The organism is Bacillus sp. M6-12, assembly GCF_002860285.1.
Classification (GTDB): Bacteria; Bacillota; Bacilli; order Bacillales; family DSM-1321; genus Peribacillus.
On sequence record NZ_PGVF01000017.1, the window covers coordinates 52,105 to 69,347 of the forward strand.

Here is a 17,243-nt window from a genome sequence, read left to right on the forward strand (position 1 = left end):
TCTTTTAATGTATTAATAAAATACTTTTACTTTGACCTTCTTGGCTCCCCACTGGAGGGCACGTGCTTTATTTGGAATAAATACGTCAATTTTGCCGCCCTTTACTGCGTGGCCCTTATCCGCTGCAACTGCGTATCCATAGCCTTCAACATATACCTTAGAGCCTAATGGTATAATTCGCGGATCAACTGAAATTGCTTTAATGGAAGGGTTCTTTTTTAAATTTAGCCCGGTAGCAGTAATTCCGCTGCAGCCTTTGCAGGATGCAGTGTAAGCTGTGGCTGTCATTGTAAGCTCTTTATATGCGACTTTCTTAGCTGCTGGCTTAGCTGCAGGTTTTACAGGTGCTGCTTTTTGGTCGCCAGGTGTAAGCTTTAAAACTTGAGAAAGCTTAATATTATCTGATGTAAGTTTATTCCATGTTTTAATTTGCTGTACTGTAAGTCCGTTTTTCTTGGCAATTGACCATAAAGTATCACCGCTTTTTACCTGATATGTACTTGAACTTGCGGAAGCCATCCCGGTAAAACCAAATGTTACTAAAATAGCTGCTGTGACATTGAGTAATAGTTTCTTCAAAATAGAATCTCCTTTACTTTCTATCATGGGACTTTACTACCATAACCTTCAATCGTAGGATTATAATACCAGACTAATGTAACAGGAGTGTTTCAAACTGTCGTGTTTTATATTACAAGTTAGTTACAAGGTTAATCGATTGTTTAAAAAGTTCGCAGAAAAGAAGCCCGCGTTTCCGCAGGGCCTACCTTTTAAGTGTTTTGATGTACCTCCGAAACTGTAAATTCCAGACAATAATCCACAAGCATATTTTTGTATGCAATTAATGACTCTGTTTCTACATATTCCTCATCTCCATGCCAATTCCCGCCCGTTGGACCAAATTCAATGGCTGGGATACCAAATGCGGCGTAAAAGACAGTATCAGCAGAACCATGCTGGCCAAACATTCGTGTTTCAATATTTGAGTTTTTATCAATAATGGACTTAAGGAGCGTTATATAGGGATCATCAGGCTGGGTGTTAACCGGCATGGAAAACATGTCTACGAGCACCTCTCCATCTGTAGTACTCTTGATTTGTTTTATGATTTCATCCTTATCCTGTGTCGGGAGGAACCGGATATCAAAGGTTAGCACACATTTGGAAGGAACCTTATTAAAAACATCGCCCCCATAAATTTTTGCAAGATTTATCGAGGGAGAACTATAGAATGGGCTGTTTTCTTCAGCAAAAGGCAGGTGCTTAATATTCTCATAAACAGACCAGGCCTTTTCGATGGCATTGATACCTTCCCAAGGCCTGCTCCCGTGAGCCGGTTTCCCATGGACCGTGATTTCCAGCCTAAGAACACCTTTTGCCTGAAGCCCAATTCCAAGCTGAGTTGGCTCAGAACAAATAGCAAAGTCCCCGAGATAACCATGCTTCACAAGATAGCCTGTACAATTAAAGCCCCCCGTTTCTTCATCAGATACAATATGGAGCTGGATTTTCACGCGCAAATCCTTATCTTTTAGCTGAACCATGGCACACATCATGGCCGCTACCCCGGCTTTCATGTCTGCAGAACCCCTCCCGTAGAGCCTTCCGTCTCGTTCGATTGGAAAAAACTGTTCCGCTTTGCCGCTGACCACATCAACATGGCCATTGAAGATTATCGTCTTATTACCTTTTCCGATTTCACATACCAGCATCAGATGGCCGTTATTTTCAATTGTTTTTACCTCTAAGCCTCTCTTGGAAAGCCATTCAACGCAGTATTCCACTGCTTCATTTGCTCCATCTTTATTTGAACTATCGATCAAGATCAGGTCCTTTAGTAAATCCAATAGCATTTCTAACAAAACCTCCTGAAAGAATATTTCCCTGCGATCCTCCTGCATTAAGCCGTGTTGATTTCGGGACTGCCAGAAAGACTACTACTATGTATATACCCTATCCCTTGGTTAATTCAACAAAAAAGCGAAAAGCATTGTATTTGCGTATGATAACCCTTTACCTTTCTATGGGAGAAAAAAATCATGAGGTTTAAGATTATTTTTTTGGAGAAAGTAGAAAAAGAAACCGAATTCTGTATTTCTTGACTGATTTGTATATACAAGATAAACTAACAATGCAAAAAAACTTGTATATACATGATGTCTGTCTTAACACTTACATGACATTATAATGAAAACGGTATCATAGGAGGGATTGTTAATGGCGAAAAATTACCGGCAGGCAGCCGAAGAAATTGTAGCAGCAATTGGCGGTAAAGAGAATATTGCTTCCGCAACACATTGCGTGACACGTCTTCGTTTTGCCTTGGCTGATGAAGATAAAGTAAATAAAGAAGAGTTAGAAAAAATAGAAGCAGTAAAGGGTTCGTTTTCTACAAATGGACAATTCCAGGTTGTAATTGGACAAGGAACAGTTAATGAGGTTTATAAGGAAATGGTGTCGGTTGCAAATTTAGACACTGCTACAAAAGAAGAAACAAAAGCTGCGGCTGAAAAAAACCTGAATCCGCTTCAGAGAGCTGTAAAAACACTCGCTGATATCTTTATCCCTATTTTGCCGGCAATTGTTACGGCCGGTCTATTAATGGGAATTAATAATATTTTGACTGGACCCGGAATTTTTTACGATGATAAATCGGTAGTTCAAGTTCATCGGCAATGGAGTGATTTTGCGGGGATCATAAATCTGATTGCCAATACAGCTTTTACTTTCCTTCCTGCCCTGATAGGCTGGTCTGCTGTAAAACGATTTGGGGGCAGCCCGCTGTTTGGGATTGTTTTAGGGCTGATGCTGGTCCATCCTGACTTATTGAATGCCTGGGGATATGCAGCAGCACAGGAGGAAGGAAAGATACCGGCATGGAATCTTTTCGGATTTGAGATAGAAAAGGTAGGCTACCAAGGACAGGTCTTGCCAATTCTATTTGCATCCTATTTATTGGCGAGGATTGAGATATTTCTTAATAAACGTGTTCCAGACACGATTAAACTTTTAGTTGTTGCTCCCATTACTTTGCTTGTTACTGGTTTCCTCTCGTTTATCGTAATCGGACCGGTTACTTTTGCTTTAGGAAATGCAGTTACATCTGTTTTTACCGGTATTTTTGATACAGTGCCGGCAATTGGCGGGCTTATTTATGGGGCTCTATATGCTCCATTGGTTATTACAGGTATGCACCATACCTTCCTGGCTGTTGATTTTCAGTTAATCGGAACAATCGGCGGGACATTTTTATGGCCCATTGTTGCGATTTCAAATATTGCTCAGGGATCTTCTGCTCTGGCGATGATGTTTGTTACACGTGATGAAAAGGTTAAGGGATTGTCCTTGTCATCAGCGATTTCTGCTTATTTAGGAATTACTGAACCAGCAATGTTTGGGGTAAATATCCGGTTCAAATATCCATTCTTTGCTGCTATGGCAGGATCAGCAATAGCTTCCATTTTTATCACAGTCAATAAGGTCATGGCACCTTCCATCGGTGTCGGAGGCCTGCCTGCATTTTTCTCTATTGTGCCAGAAAAATGGGTACCGTTCTTTATAGGTATGGCTATTGCGATTGTAGTTCCGTTTGTGCTCACTTTGATATTAGCAAGATTCAAAAAGGAACAATAGTAATTGATTAAATTCATTGGCTATTTAAAAGAACAGATTATTACAATGGGTTTCAGAGGCCAGTGGATCAATTTTTTCAAACATACAGAGGCGGTGTTTTTAATATGAAGGAATGGTGGAGGAAATCGGTAGTCTATCAAATCTATCCAAAAAGCTTTAACGATACCACTGGAAATGGTGTGGGAGATATCCAGGGAATCATTGACAAACTTGATTATTTAAAAAAACTGGGTGTAGATGTAATCTGGCTGACACCGATTTATTCATCTCCCCAGCGGGATAATGGCTATGATATCAGTGATTATTATTCCATTCATGAAGAATTTGGAACGATGCAGGACTTTGACCGTTTGCTGAATGAAGCCCATGATAGAGAAATCAAAATTATTATGGACATTGTGGTGAACCATACATCGACAGAGCATGAATGGTTTCAGCAGGCAAAAAAATCAAAGGACAATCCATACCGGGACTATTATATATGGAAGGAGCCGGCTGAGGATGGAAAAGAGCCGAACAATTGGGTATCCAAGTTTGGCGGTTCTGCATGGCAGCTTGACCCGGAAACAGGAGAATATTATCTGCACTTATTCGATATAACTCAGGCCGATTTAAATTGGGAGAATGAAAAGGTCCGGAATACTGTTTATGAAATGATGAACTTCTGGTTCGAAAAGGGTGTCGATGGGTTCAGGCTCGATGTTATTAACCTTATTTCAAAAAGGCAGGATTTCCCTAGTGATGTTCCGCCGGGAGACGGCCGAAGATTTTATACTGATGGACCGCGTGTCCATGAATACATCCACGAAATGAACCAAAATGTATTTTCTAAATATGACGGCATGACAGTTGGTGAGATGTCTTCTACAACAATAGACCATTGCATTAAGTACACAAATCCGGAACGGCAGGAGTTAAGCATGACCTTTAATTTCCATCACTTAAAGGTCGATTATCCTGGCGGCGAGAAATGGGCGGTAGGAGATTTTGATTTTCTTGCCTTAAAAGATATTCTCTCAACATGGCAGGTGGAAATGAATAAAGGTGGAGGCTGGAATGCATTGTTTTGGTGCAATCATGATCAGCCGCGTATCGTCACACGATATGGAAATGATGGAAAGTACCATAAAGAGTCAGCTAAAATGCTGGCAACCACCATCCATATGATGCAAGGTACACCATACATCTACCAGGGCGAAGAATTCGGGATGACCGATCCTAAATTTGATGAAATTTCAGACTACCGTGATGTCGAAACGCTGAATTATTACAAAATCATGAAGGACCTGGGCAAATCAAACGATGAAATCATGGATATTATCAAGCGGAAATCGCGAGATAATTCCCGGACTCCAGTTCAATGGAATGACTCCGTAAATGCTGGATTTACGGAAGGAACACCTTGGCTCCCAGTTGCAGGAAACTATCCGGAAATAAATGCGGAAGCAGCCATGAAGGATCCAGAATCGGTGTTTTACCATTATCAAAAGTTAATTGCCCTTAGAAAAGAACACAATATCATCACCTATGGGGATTACGAGCTTCTGCTTCGTGACCATTCAGAACTGTTTGTATACACCAGAACAATGGACGATGAAATTTTATTGTCTATCAATAATTTTTACGGTAAAGAATCAAGCGCAGAAATCCCGCTTGATCTAAACCTTGACGAATATAATTCCAGCATCCTGATTTCCAATTATAGTGATTCCGAGGGTTTTAAAAATGAAATCACCCTCCGGCCATACGAATCAGTTGTTTATCATTTTAAAAAGAAATAATCACGCTCTAGAAGCTGAATAAGCCAGTTGTTTTAAACCCTGCTTGGCAGGGTTTTTTTGCTTGTAAAGCAGCATTCACAACATGGAAAGTCGCATCGGCAACACCTTCGTTCAAAAGTAGCTGCGGCTCCGACAGACTTGCCTGGCGTTCTTCTGAAAAGCTATCCTTCTATAAATGTAATAGAAACGAAATGTTAGACTCTTTTGAAATAGGGGTATGTACATATTGAGTTCAATAAAAATGCAAGGAGGAAGATTACTATGGAAAAACGAGTAGTAGGAGTTTATAACAATGGTGATGAAGCAATCCGTGCTATTGAGGACTTGAAAAGACAGGGCTATGACCGAGACGATATTTCAGTGGTGGCAAAGGACCGCGATGAAGTGGCAGAAGTTAATGATGCAACAGATACTAAAACAGAAGAAGGGTTAGCCGCAGGTGCGGCTACAGGCGGAGTTCTTGGCGGTGTGGCCGGTTTGCTTGCGGGTATTGGGGCGCTAGCTATTCCGGGAATTGGACCTATTGTAGCTGCAGGGCCGATTGCAGCAACCTTGACAGGGGCAGCTGCGGGAGCAGGAGCCGGCGGCTTGGCGGGTGCACTTGTTGGAATGGGGATTCCTGAAGAGGATGCAGGACGCTATGAATCCGATGTAAAGTCTGGAAAAATCCTTGTAATGGTTGATCCTGATGGAAAACGGGATGAATCATCCTTGAGATTTAACAGTATGGACGAAAATCTTACAACTGGAAGAGACAGGGATAGACTAGGTGATAGAACAGATGGCGGATTCCTTGGCGGCGACGGCTCAATGCGCCGCTAGTCAATATCCCGGATATATGTAATTGTGGCTGTTAGGCATGGTTTTTTGTTCTCTCTTTTCCTGCAATCGGAAGAGGGGGTCAAAAAGGCCAATGCATTAACAGCCTTTTTTATTTTTAAAATAATATTCATACTCTTTAAATTATTATGAAAAGAGTCTCTTCCATTATTAACAAACACTTTTTTTTCTGCTAATCTACTTTTAGTACATAGTTTTAATAAAAACATATGGAGGAAAAGGGATGGATTATGGTGTTATTGCTTCTATCAGCATCTATATGATTGGAATGCTGGTTATTGGCTACTTTGCTTATAAAAGAACGGCCGATTTATCAGATTATATGCTTGGCGGCCGAAACCTTGGTCCTGCGGTCACGGCCCTCAGCGCAGGAGCGTCGGATATGTCAGGCTGGCTGCTTATGGGATTGCCGGGCGCAATGTATGCCAGCGGGCTCAGCAGCGGCTGGATTGTGGTAGGACTTACCCTTGGTGCTTATTTAAACTGGTTATATGTTGCACCTCGTCTAAGAACATATACAGAGGTTGCAGACAACTCAATAACTATTCCAGATTATTTTGAAAACCGTTTTAAAGATCATTCACGTATTTTAAGGATTACATCTGCACTTGTTATTTTAGTATTTTTTACATTTTATACTTCCTCTGGAATGGTTGCCGGGGGAGAATTATTTGAAACCGCGTTTAATATGGATTATGTGTGGGGAATTTGGCTGACTGCTGGTGTTGTTATTCTTTATACACTTTTTGGCGGCTTTCTCGCAGTTAGCTGGACAGATTTTGTTCAAGGAACGATTATGGTAATTGCTCTCGTCTTTGTACCAATCGTCGCTCTGGTTAATATCGGAGGGATGGATACGACCCTTAATGAGATCCGTTCAATTGATCCGAAATTGCTTGAGGCCTTTGAAGGTGCCACACCAATTGGAATCATCTCGCTGCTGGCCTGGGGACTTGGCTATTTCGGACAGCCTCATATCATTGTTCGCTTTATGGCTATTACGTCAGTAAAGGAAATGAAAAGCGCACGCCGGATCGGAATGGCGTGGATGATCTTTTCGATTGTGGGAGCAATGATTACCGGACTTTTTGGAATCGCCTACTTCAGTATGGGCGACGGGAAGCTTGAGAATCCAGAAACCGTCTTTATTGTTCTTTCGGAACAGCTGTTTCCTGGATTGATCACCGGATTTCTGCTCGCAGCAATTCTTGCAGCAGTAATGAGTACAGTAGCTTCGCAGCTTCTGGTGACGTCCAGTGCCCTTACACAGGATTTTTATAAAGCCTTCGTAAAACGTTCGGCTTCTGATAAAGAACTTGTACTGGTTGGCAGACTTTCTGTGCTTGGAGTTTCATTAATTGCTTTGGTTCTGGCACTGAACCCGAGTAAAACGATCCTGGACCTTGTCGGCTATGCCTGGGCTGGCTTTGGCGCCGCATTTGGCCCGATCATTTTGCTGAGCCTGTACTGGAAACGGATGACAAAAGCAGGTGCACTGGCAGGAATGATAGCTGGTGCTGCAACCGTTATTATCTGGGAGATGATCGAAAAGTTTGCAGATGTATATGAAATTATCCCAGGTTTTATTGTTGGTGCGATTTTCATTATTGTGGTCAGTCTGGCAACTCCGAAACCATCTGAACAAATTGAAAACGAGTTTGATGAAGCAGTGAAAAAGCTGGCGTAGTAAAATAGTTTCATTAATGAAGCTGAATTCTGTTCAAGGTATAAGAACAGTATTCAGCTTTTTTCTCCAGGAATAATTCTGAGGGGGAAATTTGTACTATAATTTTTTAATTACTACCTTGCATTATTCACTAGTGTGTTATACAGTAAGTATGGAAAGTATAACCAATAATTTTTGAATCACTATTGTTTATTATTCAGTAGTGAACAATACTTTTTTCTAAGTGATTTAGGAATGTAAAGTTTTTATTAGGTAAGAGTATAACTTTTTCAACCAATACCAGATGTCTAGCTCTAGCGCCCAGCCCCTCGAGTGTTGTAACCAAGTGCCGTTACAACCTTGGTCATAAGCCAAGCGCTTCGGAAGGCAAAAAGCGCCTTCTGTCAGCGCTTGTCTTATGCGTGTCGGGGCTAACCAGGCGCTTGCGCTTTTCTTAATAGGAGGTTACATCTTGAATATACAATTTAAAAAGGGAGTATTGGAGCTGCTGGTTTTAGTCTTGATTTCCCGCAAAGACCAATATGGCTATGAGCTGGCTCAAAATATTTCCGGGAAGATTGAAGTGGCTGAGGGAACGCTATATCCTTTGTTGCGGCGCCTAACGAAGGAGGATTTTCTGACCGCATATCTCGCTGAATCATCGGAAGGTCCACCAAGAAAGTACTACTCATTGACTCCTAAAGGAAAGGAACATATGAGAACACTTATTATTGAGTGGCGGCTATTTTCGAAGGCAGTTAATTATTTTGTTGAATAGGGGGTTAATTGATGAAGAATGAGTTTCTTAATACATTGGAGGCTGGTTTACGGCATATACCTGAGACAGACCGGGAGGAAATGCTATATGATTTCAAGGAGCATTTTGAAGTTGGTTTTGCGGAAGGAAGGACTTATAAAGAACTAAGCGAGGAATTAGGAAGCCCAAAGGAAATTCTCAAGGATTTATTGACGGATTACACCATTTCCAAAGCGGAAAGTGAAAAATCAGTGAAAAACGTCTCAAGAGCAATGGTGGCAGTGATATCACTTAGCTTTCTTAATCTTATTTTTGTTCTTGGACCCGTCCTTACCATTGTCGGGGTGTATATTGCGCTTTGTGCAGTTGCGATTGCCTTTACACTTTCACCGCTTGCAATTCTTACATCCGGATATTTTACTGATGAATATACTGTAAGATTTTTTACAGCCCTGACATTAAGCAGCCTTGGAGTACTATTGGGTGCAGGTGCTGTTTCGCTAGGAAAGTTTCTATACAATTTGATTTTAAAATATATAAAAATGAATTCCAGAATTATTAAAGGGGAGAAGGCAGTATGAGAAAGTTTGTGTATGGTGCGTTAGCAACCTTAATTGTAGGTATTGTCGGGCTAGTATTGACAGTCAATGCAGGGAATGGATTCTCGTTCAATACAGTGGGGATTGATAAAAAGGAAGAAGTGAATGGAAAGAAAATTACCTCTGTCAAGGTAGAATCACCAAGTACAGACGTTTTCCTAGCTTCGGCAGACCAGGAGGATATATCCATAGAATTGACAGGTGAGGTTTCTCAAAAATTAAAAAATGATTTTACTATGGAAGTCAAAGAAGACGGCGACACCTTATTTGTAGAGGTACAACGGAAGAATAAGATGAAGATCAGCATTGCTCCTCAGATTCAAAGGGTAAAGCTTCATATTAGAGTTCCGGAAAAGGTATATAAATCAATTGCAATCAGCACGTCTTCAGGAGACATTGATTTCAAAAATTTGGAGGCGAAAGTGATTGATTTGCATTCTTCTTCAGGTGACATTGCCGCGGCTAACGGCATTGCAGAAACTACCTATTCTCTAAATGCATCAAGCGGAGATATCAAGGGAACTGGCAATAAGGCTCAAAAGCTTTCTGTTTCCGTCAGCAGCGGAGATATTAATCTAAAGAATTCAGACGCAAAAGAGAACAGCCTAAGCTCTTCTTCGGGTGAAATAATCATTGATGATCTTAAAGGTGCGATTAACGTGAAATCTTCCTCAGGTGATATTCGTTTTGCCTCAAAGGAGTTAGTAAATCATGTTAATGCAGAAGCTACAAGCGGAGATATTGAAATGGATTTTGTGGAGGCACCGCAATCAGCTGTATTAAATTTCAGCAGCAGCTCAGGAGATGGAAAGGCAAATTTGGATGGAATGAGTTTTGATGAGAAATCAGAACATTCAATCGAAGGAAAAGTGGGTGATGGTGAGCATGTCATTAAAGTAAAAACAAGCTCGGGAGACTTTGAAATAAACTAAGAAAGCTGAACCTTGCATCCTGCAAGGTTTTTATGCTTCCTATGAAACGTGTACTCTTTTGAACTTTAAGGAATTGTGCTTGTACATGTGATAATATTAAACAGATTCGTGTCAACTTGGATAAAACAGGGTAGAATAAAAATGGAAATTTATAAAGTTACGAAGCAGTTTTGCTATATAGAAGGAGAAGTGTATGAACGAAATAATAAAGGATCTGAAACCATTTATACATAAAGGCTGGGAAAGTGCGGCATTCGAAAATCCAACGCCTATTCAAGCGAAAGCCATTCCTGTTATTCTGCAAGGGAATGACTTAATTGCTGAGTCACCTACAGGAACCGGCAAAACCCTTGCCTATTTGCTGCCCTTACTGGAAAAAATCGACCCGGAAAAGCAAAATGTCCAAGCCGTCATCCTGGCATCATCAAGGGAGCTTGTGATGCAGATCAGTGAGGAAATCAGGATTTGGGCCGGGGACAGCGGCATAACCGGTGCGTCTTTTATTGGCGGGGCTAATCCAAAAAGGCAGCTTGATAAGCTGAAAAAGCGGCCGCAAATTATTGCAGGAACCCCAGGACGGGTATTTGAATTAATTCAGCAGAAGAAAATCAAAATGCATGAAGTTAAGACAATTGTTCTTGATGAAGGCGATCAGCTTCTTGTCCCAGAACATCTGAGTACGATCAGCAATATAATCAAGTCAACATTAAAGGAACGCCAGGTACTGCTTTTCTCTGCAACACTGCCGCCAAAGACTGAGGAAATTGCAAGAGAGTTAACCGTTGAACCGGAAATTATCCGTATTGGCAGGGATGAAAATATTCCTTCTAAAGTGGACCACGTTTATATTTTATGTGAGCCGAGAGATAAAATAAAAATTCTTGAAAAGCTATCCAGGGTGAATGGGATGAAAGGGCTGGCATTCGCAAATGACATTGGAGAAATAAATGTTATTAGTGAGAAGCTGCAATTCAATGGTATTGAGCTGGCTGTTCTCCATGCTGAAACCAAAAAAAGTGAAAGGGAAGCGGCCCTAAAGAATTTCAGATCAGGAAAGTTCCCATTGCTTTTAGCGACCGATGTAGCCGCAAGAGGGCTGGATATAAAAAGTTTATCAGCTGTGATTCATGTAAATCTCCCGCATAATGCAGATCAGTATATTCACCGCTCAGGCCGCACAGGCCGGGCAGGTGCTTCTGGTACCGTAATTTCAATAGCAACTGAACGGGAAGTAAGAGAACTGAAGCAATTTGCTAAAGAACTGAATATTACAGTCAGTGAAAAAACACTTTATAAGGGAGAAATTGCTGACATAAGGCCGCCGAGGACCGCATTTAATAAGAAGCAAAGTCCCAAGAGCGGCCGCTGATTGAATATATTTTACTGAAACCCGGCTAAAGATTTTTGGCTGGGTTTTTTCTATGGAAAAGTGGCGGAGATGCATAAGAAAAACTAATTAATTAAAATATAAAATCACTTAGGAATTAGTGCCGGTTAGCTTTGCTCACAACGTTTTATTTTGTTAGCATTGCTTAACTGCTTATTCTATTTTCCATGGATGGGCTAGGGTTAAACTCATTTTTACATGGCATTCGTATTATTTTAAAAGCATTCCTTATGTGAATTTATACCTCAACAATTACTTTTATATTCAGCTAAGTTATATTTTTGCGAGGTGGTAAGCCGGGTCGCTGCTAATAAATGAAAACGCTTCCATTAAAGAGATGTATAACATACTATAAAGATAGATTAGAGAAAAAGAGGAGGACCCTAATGAAAAGATATACCAAATTTGAAACGGCGGTTATTCATGAAGGTTATGATTCAAGAGATCATCATGGAAGCTTGGCGACACCGATATATCAGACTTCAACCTTTACCTTTGAAACTGCGGAACAAGGTGAAAAACGATTCGCTGGGGAAGAAGAGGGGTTTATATATTCCAGGCTGGGAAATCCAACCGTAAAAGCATTGGAGGAAAGGATCGCCATTCTGGAAAATGGGGAGAGCGGGCTGGCTTTCGGTTCTGGAATGGCTGCAGTGTCCGCTGTTTTAGTAGCCTTAACGAAAGCAAATGACCATATTCTCTGCTCACAGGGGGTGTATGGATGTACATTTGGCCTGCTTGAAATGCTGCAGGAAAAATATAATATTATCCATGATTTCTGTCCAATGAAAAGCGAGGAGGAAATTAAAGCGCTGATTAGGCCAGAAACGGTCTGTATTTACGTGGAGACACCGATAAACCCTACGATGCAAATGGTCGACCTTCAGATGGTGGCCAAGGCAGCCAAGGAATATGGCATTCCTGTAGTTGTCGATAATACATTTGCGACCCCTTACCTGCAAAGACCGCTGGAGCTTGGCTGTGACATTGTGCTTCACAGCGCGACAAAATATATTTGCGGCCATGGTGATGTGGTTGCAGGACTTGTAGCGGGAACCCGCGAATTTATCAGCCGCGTAGCAATGACCACCCAGAAAGATATTGGAGGAACTCTCTCTCCTTTTGATGCGTGGCTCCTTTTGCGCGGAATAAAAACACTGCCAATACGCATGGATCGCCATACAGCGAATGCTGAGAAAATATTTCATGAGCTTAAAAGCCATCCTATGGTCCGGAATGTTTATTATCCGGGAGACAGGGAGCACCCAGACTATGAAATTACAGCAAATCAGATGACAAAAGGCGGCGGCCTGATTTCCTTTGAAATAGCGGGGACTAAGATGGATGCTCAAAAACTGCTGAATGAGTTAAATTTAATAAAAATCGCTGTTAGTCTTGGAGACGCAGAATCCTTAATCCAGCACCCGGCAACAATGACACACGCGGTCGTACCGGAAGAATCAAGGAAGAGCATGGGGATCACTGACCAACTGCTGCGTCTATCGGCTGGACTTGAATCGTGGGAAGATATTTGGGAGGATTTAAAGCAGGCCTTAGATTCACTTGGAAATAATAAATAAATAAAAGGGGCGGCAGAAGTATTCTTCTTTTACCGCCCCCTGTTTTATTTATAATTACGGTTCAAATAAATCTTTTTATTGCCTGGATATTTGCAATGTGCAGCCCTTCATGAAAGATTGTCCGAACCAATACTTGGGCAATGGTATGCATGCCGGATTCTGTAAGGGGGAACTCTTTTTCAAGCCGTTCGCCGTATGTTTTAAGAATAAATTGCGGCTGTTCAGAAAGTAATTGTTTTAATTCAGATAATGAAGCCGGTATGGATTTCCAATCTGACGGGCGGCTTCCAAATCCAAAGCTTTCCTTAAAGCCATCCGGTAAATGGATAGGCTCTTTTGTAAGATGCTGGATCCATAAATATTGATCTAAATAAACATGTCCCAAATTCCAGCGGATGTTGTTGTTAAATCCTTTAGGAACGATGTCCGCCATCTCTTCCGTTATGGAGTCAATGCCTGCCAGCAAACCATTTCGATATTCGTTTAGCTGATTAAATAGAACTTCATGCCGTTTTAACATTTCTCGTGCCTCCTCAATCATTGCAATTTTCATAAATTTCCACCTTAAAATTTTAACTGATTTAAGTAGATAGTAGAAAAAATATTTAGATTATTTTAATGAAATATGTCATAAATGACGATAAAAAGGGTGTTCCTAATTTCATATGTATTAATTAGCCAGCTCAACCGTTTGAACAAAACCTTCTATGTCGAAGGATAGGTTATCGCTTCACCGTGTTAATCATGAAAATTAGTGCTGCTTCTTGAGTAATGTTTTGAGTATATCCATTCATGAAAACGATTTTGGATGAAGAGGAGCATTATAATGATCGTTCAAAATGATCAGAAAAAGTTAAAAGAAAAATAAAGGAGTCAGGAAAAGATTTCCTGACTCCTTCACCAAACTTAGACTTAGTGAAATTTAACAATCTTTTTCAGATCAAATCGATGATGAGGATAGCCTTCACTATCAGGTGTTCCTATGGGAAGGATTCCTGCGAATTGCACATGTTTAGGAAGTTCTAATAATTCCCTTACCTTGTCTTGGTCGAATCCTAGCATCGGATTACTTGAATACCCATACCCTTGAACAGCTATCATCAGGATACCGAATGCTATGTTCGTTTGAGTTAAAGCCCATTGGCCACGTTGTTCAACAGTCATACCATTAAAGAAGGCTGATAAATTGGCTACTTCTTCTTCTTTTTGCTCGGCAGAAAGACCCGGGTGGACAGTTTCTGCAATATTTTCGAGGATATCTTCCATATCACTAGTTACTACGATTACTGCTGGGGCTGATGTAACCTGTTTTTGTCCATAAGCAGCTTCTTCAAGATTGTTCTTAAGGTTATCATCTGTTACCACGTAAAAGCGCCATGGTTGAAGATTCCATGCACTTGGGGATAGTCGCACAAGTTCAAAAATATTTTGAAGATCTTGCTCGTCTATAGGTTGCTGTTTAAATTTACGAATACTGTGGCGTGACTCAATGGCTTCTTGAACAGAAATTGTCTGTTCTGTCGTTTTACCCGTCATGTTATCCCATCCTTTTATCTTATTTACTCAGATATTGTGCCCATTCTAATAGCAAAAACCGTAAAAATGCCAGTTCCTTTTCTTTCTAAGAATAAAAGATGGCGGGATTTTTTATCGTGGCGTTAGAACTGGGGCGGCAATAATGCATTGTTGTACTTAAAGATGCGGATATTAAAACAGCGGATGGTTCTGCAGCGTTTGGCAGCAAGACTTTTTCCTTTTACTCCTTGTATTAACACATATCAAATTATCTTGGGAAACATCAAAAATTATTGGATTTACCAGTTATTAATTAAACAGGAGTAGGGTAATTTCACTTATTAAAAGCGGTTATAATTTTCTCCCTGATTTTATTTCATTGCATTTAAAACAGTAAAGTGATAAAATCCAAACCAATCAGGAGTACCTCATTGTCATGGAAAAAGTACTTTTTATCTCCAGATCATTCTATTAGCGATGAGACATGCTCTTGATTTCTGAAACTTTTTTTTTAATAAGCAGTCCTTCGGGGTCGGGTGTGAATCCCAACCGGCGGTGATGAAGCAATTCTAAGCCCGCGAGCCTTTATAGGCAGGATTTGGTGTGAATCCAAAGCCGACAGTATAGTCTGGATGGGAGAAGGACGTATGGAATTGTTTTATTACAGCAGCCTATTTTTGAAAAAAATCAAAAGGTAGGCTTATTTAGCTGTACAAATTAAACCATATTCTCCCTTTAACCTCTTAGGAATGCCTAAGGGGTTTTTTGTAACCGGAAAATAGGTTAACAAATTAGAGAGGGGGGGAAAGATGGATGAGCAGTTTTATATGAACGTGGCACTGGAATTGGCGTCCGCTACCAGAGGGCAAACGGCTCCAAACCCGGTTGTTGGTTCTGTAATTGTAAATAACGGCCAAATTGTCGGAATGGGTGCCCACCTGAAAGCTGGTGAACCCCATGCTGAGGTCCATGCACTGCGGATGGCTGGTGAAAAGGCAAAGGGAGCAGCCATATATGTTACGCTCGAACCATGCAGCCATTATGGAAGAACTCCTCCTTGTGCGGAGGCAATTATTGCAGCAGGCATTAAAAGGGTTATTATAGCCTCCCAAGATCCTAATCCTCACGTCTCAGGGAAAGGACTTAAAATGCTGAAAGAAGCGGGAATTGAGGTAACTGTCGGTGTCCTTGCTGAAAAAGCAGACAGGCTGAATGAAGTGTTTTTTTATAACATGTCAAACCACCTTCCATTTGTGACTATGAAGCAAGCCATTACATTAGATGGGAAAATAGCTACAAAAACGGGGGATAGTAAATGGATAACCGGAGAAATCTCCCGGCAGGACGTCCATAATGACCGAAGAATGCACGATGCGATATTAGTCGGGGCCAATACAATTCTAAGGGATAACCCAAGGCTTACAAATCGAAGTCAGGCCTCTGAAAAGCAGCCTATCCGGCTTATTCTTGATACTACTTTAAAGATACCCAGAGATAGCAATGTGCTGACCGATGGAATAGCTCCTACCTGGATCATAACAGGTTCTGAAGTAGCTGATGAGAAGGCAGCCCAATATGAAAGTGACAATATTAAAGTTATAAAGATGATTTCTCCTAAAATTCGAATAGAGAATACCTTGGAAATGCTTTTTGAAAAAGGAGTTACTTCGATTTATGTTGAAGGGGGCCAGCAGGTTAATGCCAGCTTTTTAAAAAGCGGTGCTGTCAATCGTATCATAACTTATATTTCGCCAAAAGTAATTGGAGGAAATGAAGCTGCAAACATGATCGGCGACCTTCAGGTAATGACCATGAACGAAGCCTTTCAGCTATCCTTCGAATCGATCGAGCAGCTTGGAGAAGATATTAAGATAACTTCAAAACTGAAATAAGGTGAAACAATGTTCACAGGAATAATAGAAGATATAGGAACAATAAAAGCCATTCGGCAGGGTGCCAATAGCATGGTGTTAACATTGTCCTCTGGCAAAATTACTGAAGATATAAATCTTGGCGACAGCATTTCGGTAAACGGTGTTTGTTTAACTGTTACTTCGTTCAGCGGAAAGGATTTTACTGTGGATGTGATGCCTGAAACTGTAAGAGCCACGTCTTTGCAAAGCTTGAAGGCGGGATCATCTGTCAACCTCGAACGTGCTATGAGTGCGAACGGTAGATTTGGGGGCCATTTTGTTACCGGGCACGTGGATGGAACTGGAACCATTTTAAAAAAAGAACGAAAAGAAAATGCTGTCTATTATGTAATTGAATTAAGTGACCAACTGGTTAAGAACTGTATACCAAGAGGCTCTATTGCACTTGATGGAACAAGCCTGACCATTTTTGGACTGGAGGGCAATACAATCACTGTCTCATTAATTCCGTTAACACATCAGGAAACTGTCCTGGGAATGAAACAGGCTGGGGATATTGTCAATGTTGAAACAGACATGATTGGAAAATACATTTTTCGAACCATGGAACAAACAGAAAAAAAGAATACATTAACCATGGATTTTCTTGCAGAACATGGATTTTAAAAGGGGCGGTGAA

General features: G+C 40.9%; 15 protein-coding genes and 1 riboswitch. Of the genes, 11 read left to right on the top strand and 4 right to left on the bottom strand.

Annotated elements, in window-relative coordinates; translation table 11 throughout:
* Positions 1 to 12: 12 nt before the first annotated feature.
* Positions 13 to 579 (bottom strand): 3D domain-containing protein, encoded by a 567-nt coding sequence (locus CVD28_RS19725; RefSeq protein WP_101595648.1) that lies wholly within the window; start codon positions 577 to 579, stop codon positions 13 to 15.
* Between the two features lie 191 nt (positions 580 to 770).
* Entirely contained in the window at positions 771 to 1,853 is a 1,083-nt protein-coding gene (locus CVD28_RS19730) for a M20 family metallopeptidase (protein WP_101595652.1), read from the bottom strand.
* A 364-nt stretch (positions 1,854 to 2,217) separates the two neighbouring features.
* Here CVD28_RS19730 and treP point away from each other — a divergent pair, with 364 nt between their 5' ends.
* From treP to megL, 9 genes are all read left to right on the top strand, one after another.
* Complete coding sequence (gene treP, locus CVD28_RS19735) at positions 2,218 to 3,633, top strand: PTS system trehalose-specific EIIBC component (protein WP_101595655.1); 1,416 nt, start codon at positions 2,218 to 2,220, stop codon at positions 3,631 to 3,633.
* 104 nt (positions 3,634 to 3,737) lie between these two features.
* A complete protein-coding gene (treC, locus tag CVD28_RS19740) occupies positions 3,738 to 5,414 on the top strand; it encodes an alpha,alpha-phosphotrehalase (protein WP_101595657.1) in 1,677 nt (558 codons plus the stop codon).
* A 261-nt stretch (positions 5,415 to 5,675) separates the two neighbouring features.
* Positions 5,676 to 6,236: a general stress protein gene (locus CVD28_RS19745; RefSeq protein ID WP_101595660.1), complete on the top strand. Its 561-nt coding sequence runs from the start codon at positions 5,676 to 5,678 to the stop codon at positions 6,234 to 6,236.
* Between the two features lie 241 nt (positions 6,237 to 6,477).
* On the top strand, positions 6,478 to 7,941 hold the full coding sequence (gene putP, locus CVD28_RS19755; RefSeq protein WP_101595666.1) for a sodium/proline symporter PutP: 1,464 nt from the start codon (positions 6,478 to 6,480) through the stop codon (positions 7,939 to 7,941).
* 451 nt (positions 7,942 to 8,392) lie between these two features.
* Positions 8,393 to 8,698 (top strand): PadR family transcriptional regulator, encoded by a 306-nt coding sequence (locus CVD28_RS19760; protein ID WP_101595673.1) that lies wholly within the window; start codon positions 8,393 to 8,395, stop codon positions 8,696 to 8,698.
* Positions 8,699 to 8,709: 11 nt separating this feature from the next.
* The gene (locus CVD28_RS19765) at positions 8,710 to 9,258 is read left to right on the top strand and encodes an HAAS signaling domain-containing protein (RefSeq protein ID WP_101595677.1); all 549 of its coding nucleotides are present in this window, start codon (positions 8,710 to 8,712) and stop codon (positions 9,256 to 9,258) included.
* Positions 9,255 to 10,208, top strand: coding sequence for a DUF4097 family beta strand repeat-containing protein (locus CVD28_RS19770; RefSeq protein WP_101595680.1), 954 nt, complete (start codon positions 9,255 to 9,257; stop codon positions 10,206 to 10,208). The genes CVD28_RS19765 and CVD28_RS19770 overlap by 4 nt, the downstream gene beginning before the upstream one ends.
* 193 nt (positions 10,209 to 10,401) lie before the next feature.
* Positions 10,402 to 11,577 carry a DEAD/DEAH box helicase gene (locus CVD28_RS19775; protein ID WP_101595683.1) on the top strand — a complete coding sequence of 392 codons (1,176 nt, stop codon included), beginning with the start codon at positions 10,402 to 10,404 and terminating at the stop codon, positions 11,575 to 11,577.
* 404 nt (positions 11,578 to 11,981) lie between these two features.
* Entirely contained in the window at positions 11,982 to 13,175 is a 1,194-nt protein-coding gene (megL, locus tag CVD28_RS19780) for a methionine gamma-lyase (RefSeq protein WP_101595686.1), read from the top strand.
* Positions 13,176 to 13,236: 61 nt separating this feature from the next.
* On the opposite strand, the gene CVD28_RS19785 is transcribed toward megL, so the two are convergent.
* Together CVD28_RS19785 and CVD28_RS19790 are read right to left on the bottom strand one after the other, a co-directional pair.
* Positions 13,237 to 13,695 carry a DinB family protein gene (locus tag CVD28_RS19785; RefSeq protein ID WP_101595732.1) on the bottom strand — a complete coding sequence of 153 codons (459 nt, stop codon included), beginning with the start codon at positions 13,693 to 13,695 and terminating at the stop codon, positions 13,237 to 13,239.
* 392 nt (positions 13,696 to 14,087) lie between these two features.
* Positions 14,088 to 14,711, bottom strand: coding sequence for a nitroreductase family protein (locus CVD28_RS19790; protein ID WP_101595690.1), 624 nt, complete (start codon positions 14,709 to 14,711; stop codon positions 14,088 to 14,090).
* A 497-nt stretch (positions 14,712 to 15,208) separates the two neighbouring features.
* A riboswitch (FMN riboswitch) is annotated at positions 15,209 to 15,338 on the top strand.
* A 161-nt stretch (positions 15,339 to 15,499) separates the two neighbouring features.
* On the opposite strand from CVD28_RS19790, the gene ribD reads away from it, so the two are divergent.
* On the top strand, positions 15,500 to 16,582 hold the full coding sequence (gene ribD, locus CVD28_RS19795) for a bifunctional diaminohydroxyphosphoribosylaminopyrimidine deaminase/5-amino-6-(5-phosphoribosylamino)uracil reductase RibD (RefSeq protein WP_101595694.1): 1,083 nt from the start codon (positions 15,500 to 15,502) through the stop codon (positions 16,580 to 16,582).
* Positions 16,583 to 16,591: 9 nt separating this feature from the next.
* Complete coding sequence (gene ribE, locus CVD28_RS19800) at positions 16,592 to 17,230, top strand: riboflavin synthase (protein WP_101595698.1); 639 nt, start codon at positions 16,592 to 16,594, stop codon at positions 17,228 to 17,230.
* Positions 17,231 to 17,243 lie beyond the last annotated feature (13 nt).